We start from the raw sequence: 16352 nt of genomic DNA, 5'->3' as shown, positions 1-16352 counted from the left end.
ATAAATTAGTGAGTTGTTTTATTGGCTAATCTGATACTGATCAATACACATAAAGCGATTAAAATAAAGCTAGTCCATATGGTGCTTTGAAACCCGTATTGCTGATATAAAAAACCAGATAAGATCGTGCCCAACAACCTGCCACTGGCATTAGCCATATAATAAAAACCCACATCTAATGAAGCATTTTCACTATTAGCATAATGTACAATTAAAAATGAATGAACCGCAGAGTTAATAGCAAAAACCACTGCAAAAAATAATAAACCAATAACTACTACATTTTGTGCGCTAAGGCCTATAAAGTTTGCGACTATCATGCTTAAAGGCGCCGCAAGTAATGCTAATGCACTTTTCACTGCGGTATTGGCATTTGGATGTTGCGTTTTAAAGCCTAATAAATTGGGTGATATTGACTGAACAATACCATAAAGAATAACCCAAGAAGCCATCAAAACCCCCACAGAGCTGTGATGCCATTCAAGTTCAGATATCAAATATACCGGTAAAGCGACAACAAACCAGATATCTCTAGCACTAAACAAAAAGAATCTCGCTACAGACAATAAATTAATTGATTCACTTTTTGAAAATAACTCACTGAATTTTGCTTTATATTTATTAGATTTTAAACTCGACTTTAAATTTAGCGCACATAAAGTAGCGACTAATAGTAACCCTATGGCCATAATATACAGTGCATTTTCATAGCCAAATACATTTAGTAAAACACCGCCTAAAAAGAAGCCTATACCTTTTAATGCATTTTTAGAACCGGTTAAAATACTCACCCATTTAAACAGGGTTGAACCATCATTTTCTGGTACTAATTGTTTAATGGCTGTTTTAGCACTCATTTTATTTAAGTCTTTGGCGATACCTGAAATTGCCTGCATCAGCATTACAAAAACAATACTTAGCCACTGAGTTTGTGCTAACAAAATAAGCGCTACAATTTGTAATGCCAAACCACTAAACAAGGTGGTTTTCAAACCAAACCTTGCCCCTAACCAGCCACCAAATAAATTAGTCACTATGCCAAAAAATTCATAAAATAAAAATAATGAAGCAACTTCTAACGGGCTATAGCCAAGCTGGTGAAAGTATAAAACCACCAGCATGCGAAGTGCGCCATCGGTAAGAGTGAACCCCCAGTAAGAACCAGTGATCCACATGTAATCTTTAATACTTTGTTTCATTCAATTAATACTCTGAAAAGTAAACCATCTAAGCTAAGAGCCTGTGATTTACTTGTAATCTTTAATGCTATGTTTCATTTGTTACTTGTACTCTATTTTAGAAAATCAGCATAAACTTAAAAAGCATAACAGGGACATCTTCGAAGTGTCTTATCGGAGATCTCTGTTTAAATTACACCTTTCACTACATCTAATTAAATTGCCAAAAGATTCCCGATAACAGACCTCGGGAATGACTAATTTGATCTAGTTGCTATTTAAACTAATGACTTTTTTGATCTATTAAATCAACAATATCTTGCATGCGACTTACATAGTTAATTTCGTTATCGTACCAAGCAAGTACCTTAACCATAGTTTTGTTGATCACTTGAGTAGATAAGCCATCAACTATGGCACTATGCTGATCACCAACAAAATCAACTGATACCAGTGGACGATATTCAATATCTAAAATACCTTTTAAGTCACCGTTTTTAGCATCATCAAAAAGTTTGTTGATTTGTTCAACTGATGTTTCTTGCTCTGTTTCAATCACTAAATCAACTAAAGACCCACTCAATAATGGCACTCGAACAGCTAAACCTTCTAACTTGCCTTGTAGATCAGGGAATATTGTCATAATTGCAGTTGTTGAGCCTGAACTTGTCGGAATAAGAGACTCGCCACACGCACGTGCACGTCGTAAATCTTTATGTGCTTTATCAACAATTGTTTGCGTATTGGTAATATCGTGAATCGTTGTCATTGCACCATGTTTGATGCCTACAGACTCTTTTAAAACTTTAATTACAGGTGCTAAACAGTTTGTTGTACATGAAGCAGCAGTGATCACATTATGTACATTAGCATCATAATCTTGATGGTTTACACCATATACTAAGTTTATTGCACCATCATCTTTTACTGGACATGCAACTAAAACTTTTTTAAGGCCTTTATTTAATAACTCTTGAAATAATACTGACTGGCGATATTTACCCGAACAATCAATTAATAAATCGATATTATCTACAGGTAATGCATTTAAATCAGCAGTGCTTATTACATCAATTTTTGAATTTTCTATGATGACTTGTGACTCTGAAGAGGTAATTTCATTATCTTTAAAACGCCCTTGAACTGAATCAAACGCTAATAAGTGCGCAACTGTTTTTGCATCACAAGCAGGATCATTGATATACACGATTTCATGAGTGCCTTGCTCGATTAATAAACGAGTTAGTAATTTACCCATACGGCCAAAACCATTAATAGCAACTTTCATTTTTTGTTCCTTAATCACAACAACTTGTTTTAAATTGATTTATATCTGCACAGCATTGCTCATCTTGCAAAAGCTGCACTTTTAATATTGCCAGCACATCTTGCTTATCTGCTGATAATTTTGAGTTTATTTCATAATAACGCCAAGTCCCCGAACGGCTTACGGTAACAATATTGGCATTTTTTAAGTAAGTTAAATGTCTACTGATCATACTCTGTTGTAAATCGAGTGTAGTCACCAGATCACACACACATACTTGTTGATTATTTAACAGTATATTTAAAATTCTTAGCCTAACTGGCTCACTGCACGTTTTATAAAATTGAGATATTTCAGTTAACATTCGTATATACGGATAAGCAAATATAGATAAGATTATATTGAAATTTTAAAAAGGCGCAATGCGTATTTTGTAATCTATGAAATAAAAATTATAAACCTTTAATATGACAGTAATTTTATATCGAGCAAGATAAAGATATTTTAATGGGTATTACTTTAATTGCTTTTGAAAATCCTGCATTACATCATCTAATGATGAGATTATATTTAAATGACTATCAGCCATTTGCTCAAACTTCAGTAATGTTTTTTCTGTTACCTCAGTGAGATTTAATTCTTCTTCATCGGTTAACTGCAGCTGACTAAATATTTCAAAAAAGATTAAAGATTGCTCTGTATGAATGCGATTAGTTTCTGCTGTGAAGTTTTTCATTTGTTTTTTTATTTGATTTAATTCAGATTCAATTTTACAAAAATAGAGTTGTTTCACTTTATCTTTATTTAAGGCATTTAGCTGGCTTTCAGCACACTCAATAAATGCAGCTAACACATCTAATAACTGACCTTTTTTAACCTCATCTTCAGGAATGTTTTTAATTAAAAAACTTAAATTTTCTGTTTGAATAAAATAACGACGACCAACATTTAACACTCTCTTCCCTGTTTGCATCGCCAATTTAAGTAAGTCTTCTTCCATACCTGTTGCGCCATCAGTTGGACTATCCCAAAAACTTAGATGTTGATTCTCATTAATAGCAATGGATGCAATTAAATCTAAATCATTGAAGTATTTAAAAATTGTATTAATAAAAGAATTAATATTACGACTTAATAAACTCGATTGTATCGCTTTAGCTGTTGTGCCCCATACAAATGAATCTGACATGGCAGCAAAAACAACTTCATTAGAGGATTTTTCAGCCTGTCTTATCGCATCGAATGAGTTTTTTACTTTTAATGCAACATCAATTTTATGGGTTAGTATTGCAGGCTGAAAACTTTTTTTATCTATCCATTCAATCGCTCCGCTATTAAAAGCAGCCATTTTTATATCTAAGTCATCTGAGGCACTAATAAATACTATAATGGGCAGTGTATTTTGAGATTTTAGGCAATTGGCTATATCTATGCCTACACCATCTGGTAAATAATAATCAAGCAGAACAACATCATAATTTTTCTCTAAAATAAGCTCAGATGCTTGTTTGACTGAAAATGCTTTATCTATGAGGTAACCATCACCTAAAGACAAAGCAATAAGATCATTTAAACAAATATCATCTTCAACAACTAAAGCCGATATAGACATAATCGTAATCTCTAAAAATCACTCTTTTATAAGATTAGCAAAAATAAAAAAATCCCCACTATAAATAGTGAGGATTTTAAGGATTAATCATATTTCATGATTCTATTGGATATATTCTATTTTTATCGTACTAGTTACGCATTGAAACAAATTCTGGATATGCATCAATTCCACAATCATGTTGATCCATACCGTTTAATTCTTCTTCTTCGCCAACACGTATACCCATTGTCTTCTTAATTATCATCCAAGTAACAAATGACGCAATAAATACAAAGCTAAAGATACAAGCGATACCGATTAACTGTTTTACTATTGTTGCTTCAGCATTTGAAATTGGTACTAATAATAAACCTAAAATACCACATACACCATGAACTGAAATTGCACCTACTGGATCATCTATTTTAAGTTTATCTAGCATTACGATACTGAAAACTACAAGAGAACCACCTAAACCACCTAATAACAGAGATAAAACAGGTGAAGGCGATGCAGGATCTGCGGTAATCACAACTAAGCCAGCTAATGCACCATTTAATACCATAGTTAAATCAGCTTTACCCCACTGTAACTTACATACTAATAAAGCAGCTATTGCACCTGCTGCAGCTGCTGCATTGGTATTAACCATAATCTTACCAATCGCAGTCGCGTTTTCCATATCAGATAAAAGTAACTGTGAACCACCGTTAAAGCCAAACCAACCCATCCATAAGATAAATGTCCCTAATGTGGCAAGTGGTAAGTTAGAACCAGGAATCGGATAAATCTCTCCTTTTTTACCGTATTTACCTTTACGGGCACCTAATAAAATAACGCCTGCTAAAGCTGCGGCAGCACCTGCCATATGCACAATGCCAGAACCTGCAAAATCAACAAAACCTAGCTCTGATAAAAAGCCGCCACCCCAAGTCCAATAGCCTTCTAAAGGATAAATAAAACCAGTGAGTACCACAGTGAAAATTAAGAAAGACCAAAGTTTCATACGTTCGGCTACAGCACCTGATACAATTGACATCGCTGTTGCAACAAAAACAACTTGGAAGAAAAAATCTGATTCTAAAGAATGATCAGCACCTTCGGCTTGAGTACCAATCAAAGCACCTAAACTTGGAATAAAACCACCTTCAGCGTTATCTACATACATGATGTTATAACCAACTAATAAAAACATGGTACAAGCGATAGCATAAAGCGCGACATTTTTTGTTAAAATTTCAGTGGTATTTTTAGAGCGCACTAAACCTGCTTCTAACATGGCAAAACCTGCAGCCATCCACATTACTAAAATACCAGATACTAAAAAGTAAAAAGTATCTAAGGCAAATTTGAGTTCTAATACTGTATTTTCCATGATTCTATCCCCTTAAATTGCTTCATCATCTAGTTCACCAGTACGAATACGTACGATTTGATCTAAGTCATATACAAATATTTTTCCGTCACCAATTTTTCCTGTTGAGCCAACACGTGTGATCACTTCAATCAAACGGTCTACATTTTCAGTTCTGGTAGCGATTTCTAATTTTATTTTTGGGATAAAATCAACTTGATACTCTGCACCGCGATAAAGTTCTGTATGGCCTCTTTGACGACCAAAACCCTTCACATCTACAACTGTCATACCTTCAACACCTAAGTCTGAAAGCGCCTCTCTTACATCATCAAGTTTGAAAGGTTTGATAATGGCAGTGATCATTTTCATGGTTAATTCCCCTTATGTTCAATTTTTTGCTAGTTAAATAGGTTACTTTTTAGTTCTAAACTGCTAATTATTTTGTAACTAACTATATTTATAAACTAAGTAATCCAACCTTTATGCCAGAAATAAAAAGAACTAAATTTCAAATGGTTGGAATAAAAAAAGACAATAATACAAGTATCAATGCACAGAGTTGGTGCATAAATAGGCGTATATGGTGCGTCAAATTAAAAGGGAAGTGACTAATACGGATACAAATTAGATAAAATGTGGCATTATTTACTTATAGACTCAATATCTGGCTTGAGCATAAATAAATATCCAATAAGAATAAATAATAAAGGATTTTGATTTTCAATGAGTTACTGGATTATTCAGGCACTAACTGCATGTATTCTGTTTGCGCTTCAATTTCTACCTATGAGACAATATAAATTTGCTCTATATCCAGAATGGGCGATTTTCACGCTATTTATCATCAACTCAGTCTTACTTGTTGCTTTAACGCACTTTGTTATTCGTGGCGCAATTAAATATCAACAGCAAGCAGGCATTACAGGTAAAAAGCTGTTTGCCACTGTGATCGGATGCATTTTAATGTCTTGTTTGGTTGATAGTACACTGGTCCTTAATTTACAGTCTGTACTTTCTCCTGATATTGATAGCGCAACTAAAGCATTACGTATTGGTAATGAATCCCAAGCTTATTTAGAAAACATGGGCGCTTATAGCCCACGCTGGCAATTTACTTACGCATTAACCATGCTGTTTGCTACAACGCTATTATATAGTGCCTGGAGTACATGGTATTTTTTACTAACCAGCATCAGAAATCGCGTACAAATTAAAGAAAAAGTAAAATCAGGGCAACTCGCCTTATTAATGAGCCAGCTCAACCCACACTTTTTATTCAACTCGATGAACAGTATCAGAGGGATGATTTTTGAGGATAAAGCGCTAGCAAAAGAATTAGTTGATAAACTAACAGAGCTATTTAGATATAATTTGAGCTCAAATCAAAAAATAACAGCCTCATTAGAAGATGAATTACGTGTATGTGAGTTTTATTTAGATATAGAGCAAACGAGATTAGAAGAACGTTTATTAATAGAAATTTTTATAGAGCCTGAAATTTTAAAGTTTCAAGTTCCGACCATGGGCTTATTAACCTTATTAGAAAATGCAATCAAGCACGGTATTGCTCCACGTATTGAGCAAAGCTTATTATCAATTAAAGCCCATAAAACAAATAAACATTGGCATCTATCTGTTACTAACCCGCTATACCATGGAAAATATAAAGCCCAAGGTACTGGCACGGGTTTATCTAATTTAGAACAACGCTTATTATTAATGTACGGTGACACTGCACATATAAAGGTAGATAAAACAAAAGATTTATTTACAGCCACCCTTACTTTACCGCTAAAGGATAAATAATGAAGTCTACTTATTTAACGCAAGTTGGTAAAAATTACTGGCAATATCAAGGGATATATTTTTTAGTTTTTGCAATCATGAGTACAATTTCTAGCTTAACAACACTGTCCTTAATAGCAAGTAAACCTCAAATAATGTCATTTGTCTTAATCAGTATTGTGAGTATGTTTTTAAGCTGCCATATAATTGCTAGAGGTATCTACAAGTTTGCTGAAAAGAGAAATAACGGCATATTTAAAAATATTCTATGGCTTTTATTAAACTCACTTATTTGTGGTTCATGTTATTTTTTAGTGGATATGTCTTATTTAAAGTTAGGTCCTCCTACATTTACTTTTACTGATATGTATGAGGCTATGAATTCTGAAGTCTCTGACATATCCTTTGAAATGAAAATTTTATTAACTTGGTCCGGTTATTGGACGACTTCTGGAGCATGGCTAGTACTTTATAGTTTTATTTCATCAAGCCGCTTTTATAAGCAACTAAAAGAGCAAAGCGATAGTCAAGAATTAAAATTATTACTTAATCAAATTAATCCTGAGTTTTTATATGCCACTATGGATGCCATTAAAACTTCAATTGATAAAGATACCGAATTAGCAGCTGACATTGTCACGCAAGCTTCTGAATTGTTCAGATATAACTTAATGTCTAGTAAAACAAATCATGCAGATATCAACGAAGAATTAATGAGTCTCAATAATTATTTAGGTTTATTAAAAGAGCAAAAAAGATCTCCTGACACAATACATATTTCACTAAAAAACCAAGAAGACATTCCTAATTTGCCCGCTATGAGCATGATTTTTATGTTGTCACACATATTAAATAATGCTAAAAATCAAACTCATGCATTAAGTATTGACGGTTATATTGTAAATGATAACTATAAAATAGAGATGTTACATACTTCAGTTAAAAAGTATAAATCAGATTTTAGTTATCTTAAAAATTTAAGATTAAGACTGCAATATATGTATAAAAACCAAGCGCGATTGGATGTAAAAAAAGACTGGCAAAGTCATAAACTTATTTTAACCTTGCCTTTAAAAATAAAATCAGCGACTAATGCTATTACCACTTAACACCAATATTAACCCTTTATCATTTAACATTAGGCATAAAGCAATTTTAAATTTAGACTGATGATGATCGATAATAAAAAAGAAACGTTATACTACTTTCGAGAAAATATGGATAAAGCTATTTATGTTCAATAAACAACCTGATTCTGCACTTAATCCTCATTTCATATTTAATAGTATGAATGCGATTCGCTATACTATTTTTGAGGATCAGGACAAAGCAAGTGAACTACTCAGCGAATTAGCTCATCTATTACGTTACAAATTAGCTGATGGTAAAATTGCCACTTCAGTACACAATGAATTAAGTCATATCACCCAATATTTAAGCCTTGAACAACTGCGCTTAGAAGAACGTATTACAGTTAAGTTAGACGGAATGCATTTAGGCGAACAATTAAAACTGCCATGTTCAGTTTTATTGCCTATAGTAGAAAAAATACTACATGAAAAAGATGCCTATAGCGTGTTTGAAAATACCCTTAACTTAACCTGCTCTACAACCGATTCTGGGGTTTTATTTTCGCTATACTTAACGCAATCACCTAAATTAAAGCAAGGCGATATCGACTTTAGCAATGAGCTATCACCACTTGATGGTGCAGTGAAATATACATTAAAACAAGAATTAACAACTAACAGCTACAAGATGGAGTTAGAGCTTAATAAGCTTTAAATAAAAAAATGACAAGTATGAAAGTGATTATTGTAGATGATGAACGTTTGGCAAGAAACGAATTAAAACGTCTATTATCAAAGCATTCTAACATTGAAATTATTGATGAAGCTAAAAACGCAGATGAAGCAGCTATAAAAATCAAAGAGCAACAGCCAGATGCAATATTCTTAGATATTCATATGCCAGGCTCAACAGGTTTGGAACTTGCTGAATCTCTAGGTGATGACGTAAACATTATTTTTTGTACCGCTTATGACCAATTTGCTGTTGATGCATTTTCTTTAAATGCGATGGATTACTTAGTAAAACCCGTAAACCCTGAACGTCTTTCAGATGCAATCGCTAAGTTAGAAGCTAGATTAGAGCAATCTAAACAACAAAAAGGCTTACCTGATGACCATAAATTAATGGTGAAATATGGCGAAACTATGCGCATAATTCCACTGAGCGATATTATACGTTTTGAGTCTATTGGTAATCATGCAGCAATTTATACGCCTCACGGTAAAGCTTTTTTACATAGCTCACTCAATAAAATTGAAGCTAAACTAGATGCAAGTCATTACTTTAGAGCCAGTCGTTCAGATATTATTCGTTTAGATGCAATTGAGAGCATGGAGCAAGCAATTAGCTATGGATTAGAGGCTAAACTAAGCAATGGTCAAACAGTAGAGATCTCTCGCAGACAAGCAACTAAACTAAAGCAGCTTTTAGAATTTACCCAGCTTTAATAAAAAACAAAAAACCGAGCTAGGCTCGGTTTTTTTGTATCAGTCTATTATATTTAACTTAAGCTATTTCAAGATCATCACATACTTCCATTTGATATTGCACAACCTGATTTCTTCCTTGGCTTTTAGCATCGTATAAAGCAGAGTCTGCAATATTTATCAATTGAGATAACTCTTCATCTTCTGATAATGCAATACCAGCACTAATTGATACACCAATAGGCTGACCAGAAAAACTAAAGCTTGTATTTGAGATTTGAAATCTAAACTCATCAACAAATTCATATGCCTGCTCTAAGCTTAAATCATTTAATAAAATAGCAAACTCTTCACCACCTACTCTAGCGACTAAATACTGAGAGAAATACTTTTGCATTGCATTTGAAACTTCAACCAATACATTATCACCCGCTTGATGGCCATAAGTATCATTAATTGGTTTAAAGTGATCGATATCTACCATCACCATTATTACTGATTCACATTTCTGCTTTAATGATTTAAGAATGCGCTCGGATTGGTTATAAAAATATCTGCGATTATAAAGATTTGTTAAGTAATCTCTATTCGCAGTATCTTTGATTTCTGCAATCAGTTTAAGTTGTTCCATGGTTTGCATTACACGACAATGGAATTCTTCAGGTAAAAATGGTTTAACTAAAAAATCATTTGCACCATTTTTTATAAATTTTGCAGATAAGCTTTGACTACCTGAGCCTGAAATACCGATAATGGCAAGCTCATCTCTGCCCCGCTTATTACGAATTGCTTTTACCAGTTCAAAACCATCCATTTCTGGCATGGCATAATCAGTCATCAACAAATTAATCGTTTGATCTTTTGATAAAACCTCTAGCGCTTGAGCACCATCTTCAGCTTCGATAACATCATAAAGCAATTGCTCTAACATATGCTTCATCATTTTCCGGCTAGTTTTAGAATCATCTGCAACTAATACTTTACGACCTTTGTTTTCAAGTAATTGCGTGATTAATTTAACAGCAAACAAATAAGAGTCGCGGTTATCTTTTAAAACATAATCAACAACGCCCATTTCTAACATTTGCTGACGCTTATACTCATCAATTGTTGAGGTAAGCACAACTGTCGGAATTTTTTGATTTAAGGTAAGTTTTGCAACCTCACCATTTGGCGCATCTGGAAGCGTTAAATCAACCAAAGCTAAGTCATAAGTATGATTTTTAAGAAAAGTTGCAGCTTCGCGTAAAGACCAAGCAAAATCTATTGGCACATCTAATTGTGCAGTCAAATGACGTAATACTTGTTGTACTACTTTACTATCTTCAACAATTAACACCCTTTGCATTAGATATACTCCAAACTTATCTAGAAATGAGCATGCACATTAACATTATTGCGTTGCAAAAAACACAACTTGTTACAGTTTGTTATCATTCAAGGGAAGTATGTAAAAAGATACAACCTACATACAATATTACCGCTTATATTTTAAATGGAAATATTTACACAAAAGACTAACTAAACAATTATGTATTCGGAGTCATCTATTTCAAACTATACTTCTATTCAATACTTTGTTCATAAAACACATATAAAGCTACTATTTCTTATTAAACTTTTTTAGAAAAGTACATTGATGCTGTTGTGCTAATTTTAACGCGTTTATTGGCTATTCAGTCTCAAGAGTTTTGCGGTTATAAATTGGATATTGCATGCTAATGTCACTTTGATATATTTAGGACACACCATGAAACTGGTTAAAACCCTTGGTTTTATCGCTTTATGCACAGTTAATACGGCTTGGGCCGCGACTGATAGTAATAAAGAAAATAATAACAGACGTATAGAAGCTGATAACACTGTTGTTACTGAGCATAAAGTTAAAATATTAGGCGAAAAAATAGCTTATAGCACAACAACTGGCACTCAACCTGTATGGGATGAGAACGGTGATGCTGTTGCAAGTCTACATTACAGCTATTACCAGAAAAAAGGTGTTAAAAATAAAGCAAAACGCCCTCTTCTTATTTCATTTAATGGTGGTCCAGGTTCAGCATCTGTATGGATGCATATCGCTTATACGGGCCCACGTGTATTAAATATCGATAGTGAAGGTTATCCTGTACAGCCGTATGGTGTGCAAGATAATCCATTTTCTGTATTAGACATTGCAGATATTCTTTACGTAAATCCGGTAAATACTGGGTTTTCTCGTGTTTTAGAAAACGAAAAAGGCGAATTACCTTCAAAAGCGAAACAAAAAGAAATGTTTTTTGGGGTTAACGCTGACGTTAAATATTTAGCGCAATGGGTAAATACTTTTGTTAGTCGCCATGACCGTTGGTTATCTCCTAAATTTTTAATAGGTGAAAGCTACGGTACAACACGCGTTTCTGGTTTAGCACTAGAATTACAAAATAGACAATGGATGTATTTAAACGGTGTTGTTTTAGTATCACCAACAGATATTGGTATTAAACGTGATGGACCTGTTAAAGCGGCTAATCGCCTACCTTACTTCACCGCTGCAGCTTGGTACCACAAAGCCTTATCAAATGACTTACAACAGCAAGATTTAGAAGCGCTATTACCTGAAGTTGAATCATTCACAATTAATGAACTTATCCCTGCTATTTCAAAAGGTGGCTTTATTTCTGCTGAAGAAAAACAAAAGGTCATCAAAAAAATGGCGCATTACTCGGGTCTTTCTGAACAATTTGTTGCACAAAACAACTTAGATATTCCAGCGTCATTTTTCTGGAAAGAACTACTTCGTGATAAAGGTGTCACATTAGGTCGTCTTGACTCTCGTTACTTAGGCATAGATAAACGTGATGCTGGCGAACGCCCTGATTACTCTGCTGAACTGACATCTTGGTTGCACTCATTTACACCTGCTATCAATTCTTATTTACGTGATGAGTTAAACTACAAAACAGATCTTAAATATAATATGTTTGGCCCTGTTCACCCTTGGGATCGCACTAAAAACAAAACAGGCGAAAACTTACGCCAAGCTATGGCACAAAATCCATACTTAAACGTGATGGTTCAAGCGGGTTACTACGACGGTGCTACTAACTACTTTGATGCTAAATATACCATGTGGCAGTTAGACCCTAGTGGTAAAATGAAAGACAGAATGAGCTTTAAAGGTTATAGAAGCGGACACATGATGTATTTACGTCGTGCAGATTTAGAAAGCTCTAATCAAGATTTAAGAGAGTTTATTGAAACAGCTTTACCTAAGAAAGGTGAATCAGCAAAATACTAGATTGATACATTTTATTCAAAAAGCCGATTTTTAAAATCGGCTTTTTTTATGTAATTAAAGACCTTATACCACATTCTCTTCAATTAAATTTCGACAACTGACATAAACCCTATATAATTTCTATATCATTCATACGAAAATGCATATCGAGACACACTTCATGAGTTTAAGCTTTAAAATAACTTTTGAGTCATTATCTAGTAAGCTTAGTGAACTACAAGCTAAAGATATTTTACAAACAAAATTAAAGTTAAGTTCTGCAGTCGCTGATAAATTCCTGCAAGGCGAAGAAGTATTTAATGCCATTAGCCAAGAAAAAGCCTTAAAGCAACAAAAGGTATTCGCAACGATGGGCATCAATGTCAATATTGTTGATATCACAGCAAAAAACACTAAAGAAAAGGTTAAAAAAAACACACCTAGCTCAGCAATTAGCCAAGCGGAAAAAGATGCTAAAATAATGAGTGCACTTGATTACATCACAACAAGCCTTATTAGATTAGAAGAAAAGGTAGATGAGCTTTCTCAAAATACATCAGCACAATTACCCTCTTTAGATGATGATAATGACTTATTAGAGTCTCCAGAACCTTTGGAGTTTGATGAAGATTTTGATTCTCCTATAAAAAAAGGCCCTAACCGCCTCTTTTTGGCGATTACCTCCTCAATTCTTGTACTCTTACTAATCGCGCTTGGCATTAGTTTAGCTTACCCTGATTTATTAAAATTTTAAGTGACTCAGCCTTGAAAAGATCAGAAATTAGAGATTTAGTTCGAAAAAAACGCAATTCATTATCACTTAAAGAACAAAAAATTGCCGCGAACACCATTAAAGTGAATTTATCTCAACTATTAAACAGCCATAACAACGCTAAAATAGCACTCTACTTAAGTAATGATGGCGAGCTAAACACATCGAAATTAATAGATAAATTACAACAAGATAACCATGAAATATACCTCCCTGTAATTCATCCTTTTACACCCGGGAATTTACTATTTCAGAAGTATGAGAAAAACTCACCCATGAAAGCTAATCGCTATGGTATCTTTGAACCCGAATTAAATTGCAGTCATGTTTGTCCTGTAAGTGAGTTGGATATTATATTTACACCGCTCGTGGCGTTTGATGATTCAGGTAACCGATTAGGTATGGGTGGTGGGTTTTATGACCGCACACTCGCTAGGTATAATACAGAAGGTTGGCAAAAACCTTTATTAATTGGCATTGCACATAATTGTCAAAAGGTAGAGTCATTGCCAATTGAAAGTTGGGATATCCCACTAAAAACCATCGTAACCCCTGAAAAAATCTACCGCTGGTAGCTTAATAGTTAGTATAATGCCGAAGCAAAAAATACCGTTCTTAGATTATAAACTCTGAAGTATATTTAAAAAATACTTTAAAGCCGGAGACACACATGACGCAAGATGAAATGAAAAAAGCTGCAGCTTGGGCTGCACTAGAATATGTTGAAGAAAACAGCATTGTTGGTGTAGGTACGGGTTCAACCGTAAATCACTTTATTGATGCGTTAGGCACAGTGAAAGATACACTTATTGGTGCTGTATCAAGTTCAGAAGCTTCAACTGAAAAGCTAAAAGCACTGGGCATCGAAATTTTTGATTTAAATAGCGTTGATAATCTAAGTGTTTATGTAGATGGCGCAGATGAAATTAATCATCAAAAAGATATGATCAAAGGTGGTGGCGCAGCATTAACAAGAGAAAAAATTGTCGCTGCAGTTGCTAAAAAGTTCGTTTGTATTGTAGATAGCACAAAACAAGTTGAAGTAATGGGTGATTTTCCATTACCTGTTGAAGTGATCCCAATGGCTCGCAGCTATGTTGCACGTGAACTCGTTAAGCTAGGTGGTGATCCGACCTACCGTACAGGTGTGATTACAGATAACGGCAATGTTATTTTAGATGTATACAATTTACAGATTACTGATGCTAAAGCATTAGAAGAAAAAATAAACCAGATTGTTGGTGTAGTTACAAACGGCTTATTTGCACAACGCGGTGCAGATATTGTTATTGTTGGTACACCTGACGGTCCACAAACAATTAAATAATTGATTAATAGGCTCAGGCAATGAACAAAATATCTTTGGCAAAAGAAAAAATTAAAATTCTATTATTAGAGGGTCTACACCAAAGCGCTGTAGAAACACTAAAACGCAATGGTTACACTAATATTGAATATGTCAAAACGTCATTGCCTGAAGCTGAACTGATTGAAAAAATAAAAGATGTTCATTTTGTTGGTATACGCTCTCGTACTCACCTTACATCAGATGTATTAGGTGCAGCCGAAAAATTAATTGGTATTGGTTGTTTTTGTATTGGTACTAATCAAGTTGATTTACTTGATGCACAAAAACGCGGTATTGCCGTTTTTAATGCACCATTTTCAAATACTCGCTCAGTAGCTGAGTTAGTATTGGGTCAAATGATCATGTTACTTCGTGGCATTCCAAAAAGAAACGCGATGGCACATCGCGGAGAGTGGTTCAAATCTGCAGTTGGTTCTTATGAAGCGCGTGGTAAAACATTAGGAATTATCGGTTATGGCCACATCGGTACGCAATTAGGGATCATGGCTGAACATATTGGTATGGATGTGCAATTTTATGATATCGAAGATAAATTAACCTTAGGAAATACAAATCAAGTTCATAGCTTAACAGCATTATTGCAAACTTCTGATGTGATCAGTTTACATGTGCCTGAAACGGCTCAAACTAAAAATCTGATAGGTGCAGCTGAACTTGAAGTAATGAAGCAAGGTGCGATTTTAATCAACGCCTCTCGCGGTACTGTAGTTGATATTGATGCATTAGCGCAAACTTTATCTGAAGACAAACTTGCGGGCGCTGCAATTGACGTATTCCCTGTTGAACCTAAATCAAATGATGAAGAATTTATCTCGCCATTACGTGAGTTTGATAATGTTATTTTAACTCCGCATGTTGGTGGTTCGACGCAAGAAGCACAAGAAAATATCGGTATTGAAGTTGCGGGTAAACTTGCTAAGTACTCTGATAACGGCTCTACAGTATCAGCTGTTAACTTCCCTGAGGTATCATTGCCTGAACTTCAAGGTCGTAGTCGCTTATTACATATTCATCAAAATCACCCAGGTGTATTAACTCAAATTAACCAAGCCTTTGCACAGCATGGCATTAATATCGCTGCGCAATATCTGCAAACAGATGAAAATATCGGTTATGTTGTAATTGATGTAAATACAGAGCATTCTGATGTTGCATTAAAAGAGTTACGCGCAATCGAAGGCACAATTAAAGCCCGTATCCTTCACTAGACATACCTATTACAAAAAATATTGATTTAGCCATGCAACCGCATGGCTTTTTTAATGTAAAATACGCG

The 16352-nt window shown here is 34.3% G+C and carries 16 protein-coding genes; 9 read left to right on the top strand and 7 right to left on the bottom strand.

What is annotated here, in order from left to right:
- Window positions 1–5 precede the first annotated feature (5 nt).
- From arsJ to KO527_RS07295, 6 genes are all read right to left on the bottom strand, one after another.
- Window positions 6–1199, bottom strand: coding sequence for an organoarsenical effux MFS transporter ArsJ (gene arsJ, locus KO527_RS07320; RefSeq protein ID WP_216039675.1), 1194 nt, complete (start codon window positions 1197–1199; stop codon window positions 6–8).
- A gap of 262 nt (window positions 1200–1461) precedes the next feature.
- A complete protein-coding gene (locus KO527_RS07315) occupies window positions 1462–2466 on the bottom strand; it encodes an ArsJ-associated glyceraldehyde-3-phosphate dehydrogenase (protein ID WP_216039674.1) in 1005 nt (334 codons plus the stop codon).
- 10 nt (window positions 2467–2476) lie between these two features.
- Window positions 2477–2809, bottom strand: a complete 333-nt coding sequence (locus KO527_RS07310) for a metalloregulator ArsR/SmtB family transcription factor (RefSeq protein WP_216039673.1) — start codon at window positions 2807–2809, stop codon at window positions 2477–2479.
- A 150-nt stretch (window positions 2810–2959) separates the two neighbouring features.
- The gene (locus tag KO527_RS07305; protein WP_216039672.1) at window positions 2960–4057 is read right to left on the bottom strand and encodes a response regulator; all 1098 of its coding nucleotides are present in this window, start codon (window positions 4055–4057) and stop codon (window positions 2960–2962) included.
- Between the two features lie 130 nt (window positions 4058–4187).
- A complete protein-coding gene (locus KO527_RS07300) occupies window positions 4188–5414 on the bottom strand; it encodes an ammonium transporter (protein ID WP_216039671.1) in 1227 nt (408 codons plus the stop codon).
- A 12-nt stretch (window positions 5415–5426) separates the two neighbouring features.
- Window positions 5427–5765 carry a P-II family nitrogen regulator gene (locus tag KO527_RS07295; RefSeq protein ID WP_042142657.1) on the bottom strand — a complete coding sequence of 113 codons (339 nt, stop codon included), beginning with the start codon at window positions 5763–5765 and terminating at the stop codon, window positions 5427–5429.
- 354 nt (window positions 5766–6119) lie between these two features.
- Between KO527_RS07295 and KO527_RS07290 the strand changes: the two genes are divergently transcribed.
- The 4 genes from KO527_RS07290 (at window position 6120) to KO527_RS07275 (ending at window position 9700) form a co-directional block, all read left to right on the top strand.
- On the top strand, window positions 6120–7202 hold the full coding sequence (locus tag KO527_RS07290; RefSeq protein ID WP_216039670.1) for a histidine kinase: 1083 nt from the start codon (window positions 6120–6122) through the stop codon (window positions 7200–7202).
- Window positions 7202–8290: a sensor histidine kinase gene (locus tag KO527_RS07285; RefSeq protein WP_216039669.1), complete on the top strand. Its 1089-nt coding sequence runs from the start codon at window positions 7202–7204 to the stop codon at window positions 8288–8290. Before KO527_RS07290 ends, KO527_RS07285 begins: the two co-directional genes overlap by 1 nt.
- Window positions 8291–8414: 124 nt before the next feature.
- Window positions 8415–8966 carry a histidine kinase gene (locus KO527_RS07280; RefSeq protein ID WP_216039668.1) on the top strand — a complete coding sequence of 184 codons (552 nt, stop codon included), beginning with the start codon at window positions 8415–8417 and terminating at the stop codon, window positions 8964–8966.
- Window positions 8967–8983: 17 nt separating this feature from the next.
- On the top strand, window positions 8984–9700 hold the full coding sequence (locus KO527_RS07275) for a LytTR family DNA-binding domain-containing protein (protein ID WP_252733520.1): 717 nt from the start codon (window positions 8984–8986) through the stop codon (window positions 9698–9700).
- A 58-nt stretch (window positions 9701–9758) separates the two neighbouring features.
- Here KO527_RS07275 and KO527_RS07270 read toward each other — a convergent pair whose 3' ends face one another.
- Entirely contained in the window at window positions 9759–11027 is a 1269-nt protein-coding gene (locus tag KO527_RS07270) for a response regulator (RefSeq protein WP_216039666.1), read from the bottom strand.
- A 402-nt stretch (window positions 11028–11429) separates the two neighbouring features.
- Between KO527_RS07270 and KO527_RS07265 the strand changes: the two genes are divergently transcribed.
- From KO527_RS07265 to serA, 5 genes are all read left to right on the top strand, one after another.
- Entirely contained in the window at window positions 11430–12956 is a 1527-nt protein-coding gene (locus KO527_RS07265) for a carboxypeptidase (RefSeq protein WP_216039665.1), read from the top strand.
- Between the two features lie 160 nt (window positions 12957–13116).
- Window positions 13117–13689 (top strand): hypothetical protein, encoded by a 573-nt coding sequence (locus KO527_RS07260; RefSeq protein ID WP_216039664.1) that lies wholly within the window; start codon window positions 13117–13119, stop codon window positions 13687–13689.
- Window positions 13690–13700: 11 nt separating this feature from the next.
- Window positions 13701–14282 (top strand): 5-formyltetrahydrofolate cyclo-ligase, encoded by a 582-nt coding sequence (locus KO527_RS07255; RefSeq protein WP_216039663.1) that lies wholly within the window; start codon window positions 13701–13703, stop codon window positions 14280–14282.
- A gap of 95 nt (window positions 14283–14377) precedes the next feature.
- On the top strand, window positions 14378–15034 hold the full coding sequence (gene rpiA, locus KO527_RS07250; protein WP_042142677.1) for a ribose-5-phosphate isomerase RpiA: 657 nt from the start codon (window positions 14378–14380) through the stop codon (window positions 15032–15034).
- 20 nt (window positions 15035–15054) lie between these two features.
- Window positions 15055–16284 carry a phosphoglycerate dehydrogenase gene (gene serA, locus KO527_RS07245; protein ID WP_216039662.1) on the top strand — a complete coding sequence of 410 codons (1230 nt, stop codon included), beginning with the start codon at window positions 15055–15057 and terminating at the stop codon, window positions 16282–16284.
- Window positions 16285–16352: the final 68 nt, after the last annotated feature.

The sequence above is a fragment of the Pseudoalteromonas sp. C2R02 genome (assembly GCF_018860845.1).
Classification (GTDB): domain Bacteria; phylum Pseudomonadota; class Gammaproteobacteria; order Enterobacterales; family Alteromonadaceae; genus Pseudoalteromonas.
This window is presented reverse-complemented; position numbering and strand designations above follow the sequence as displayed.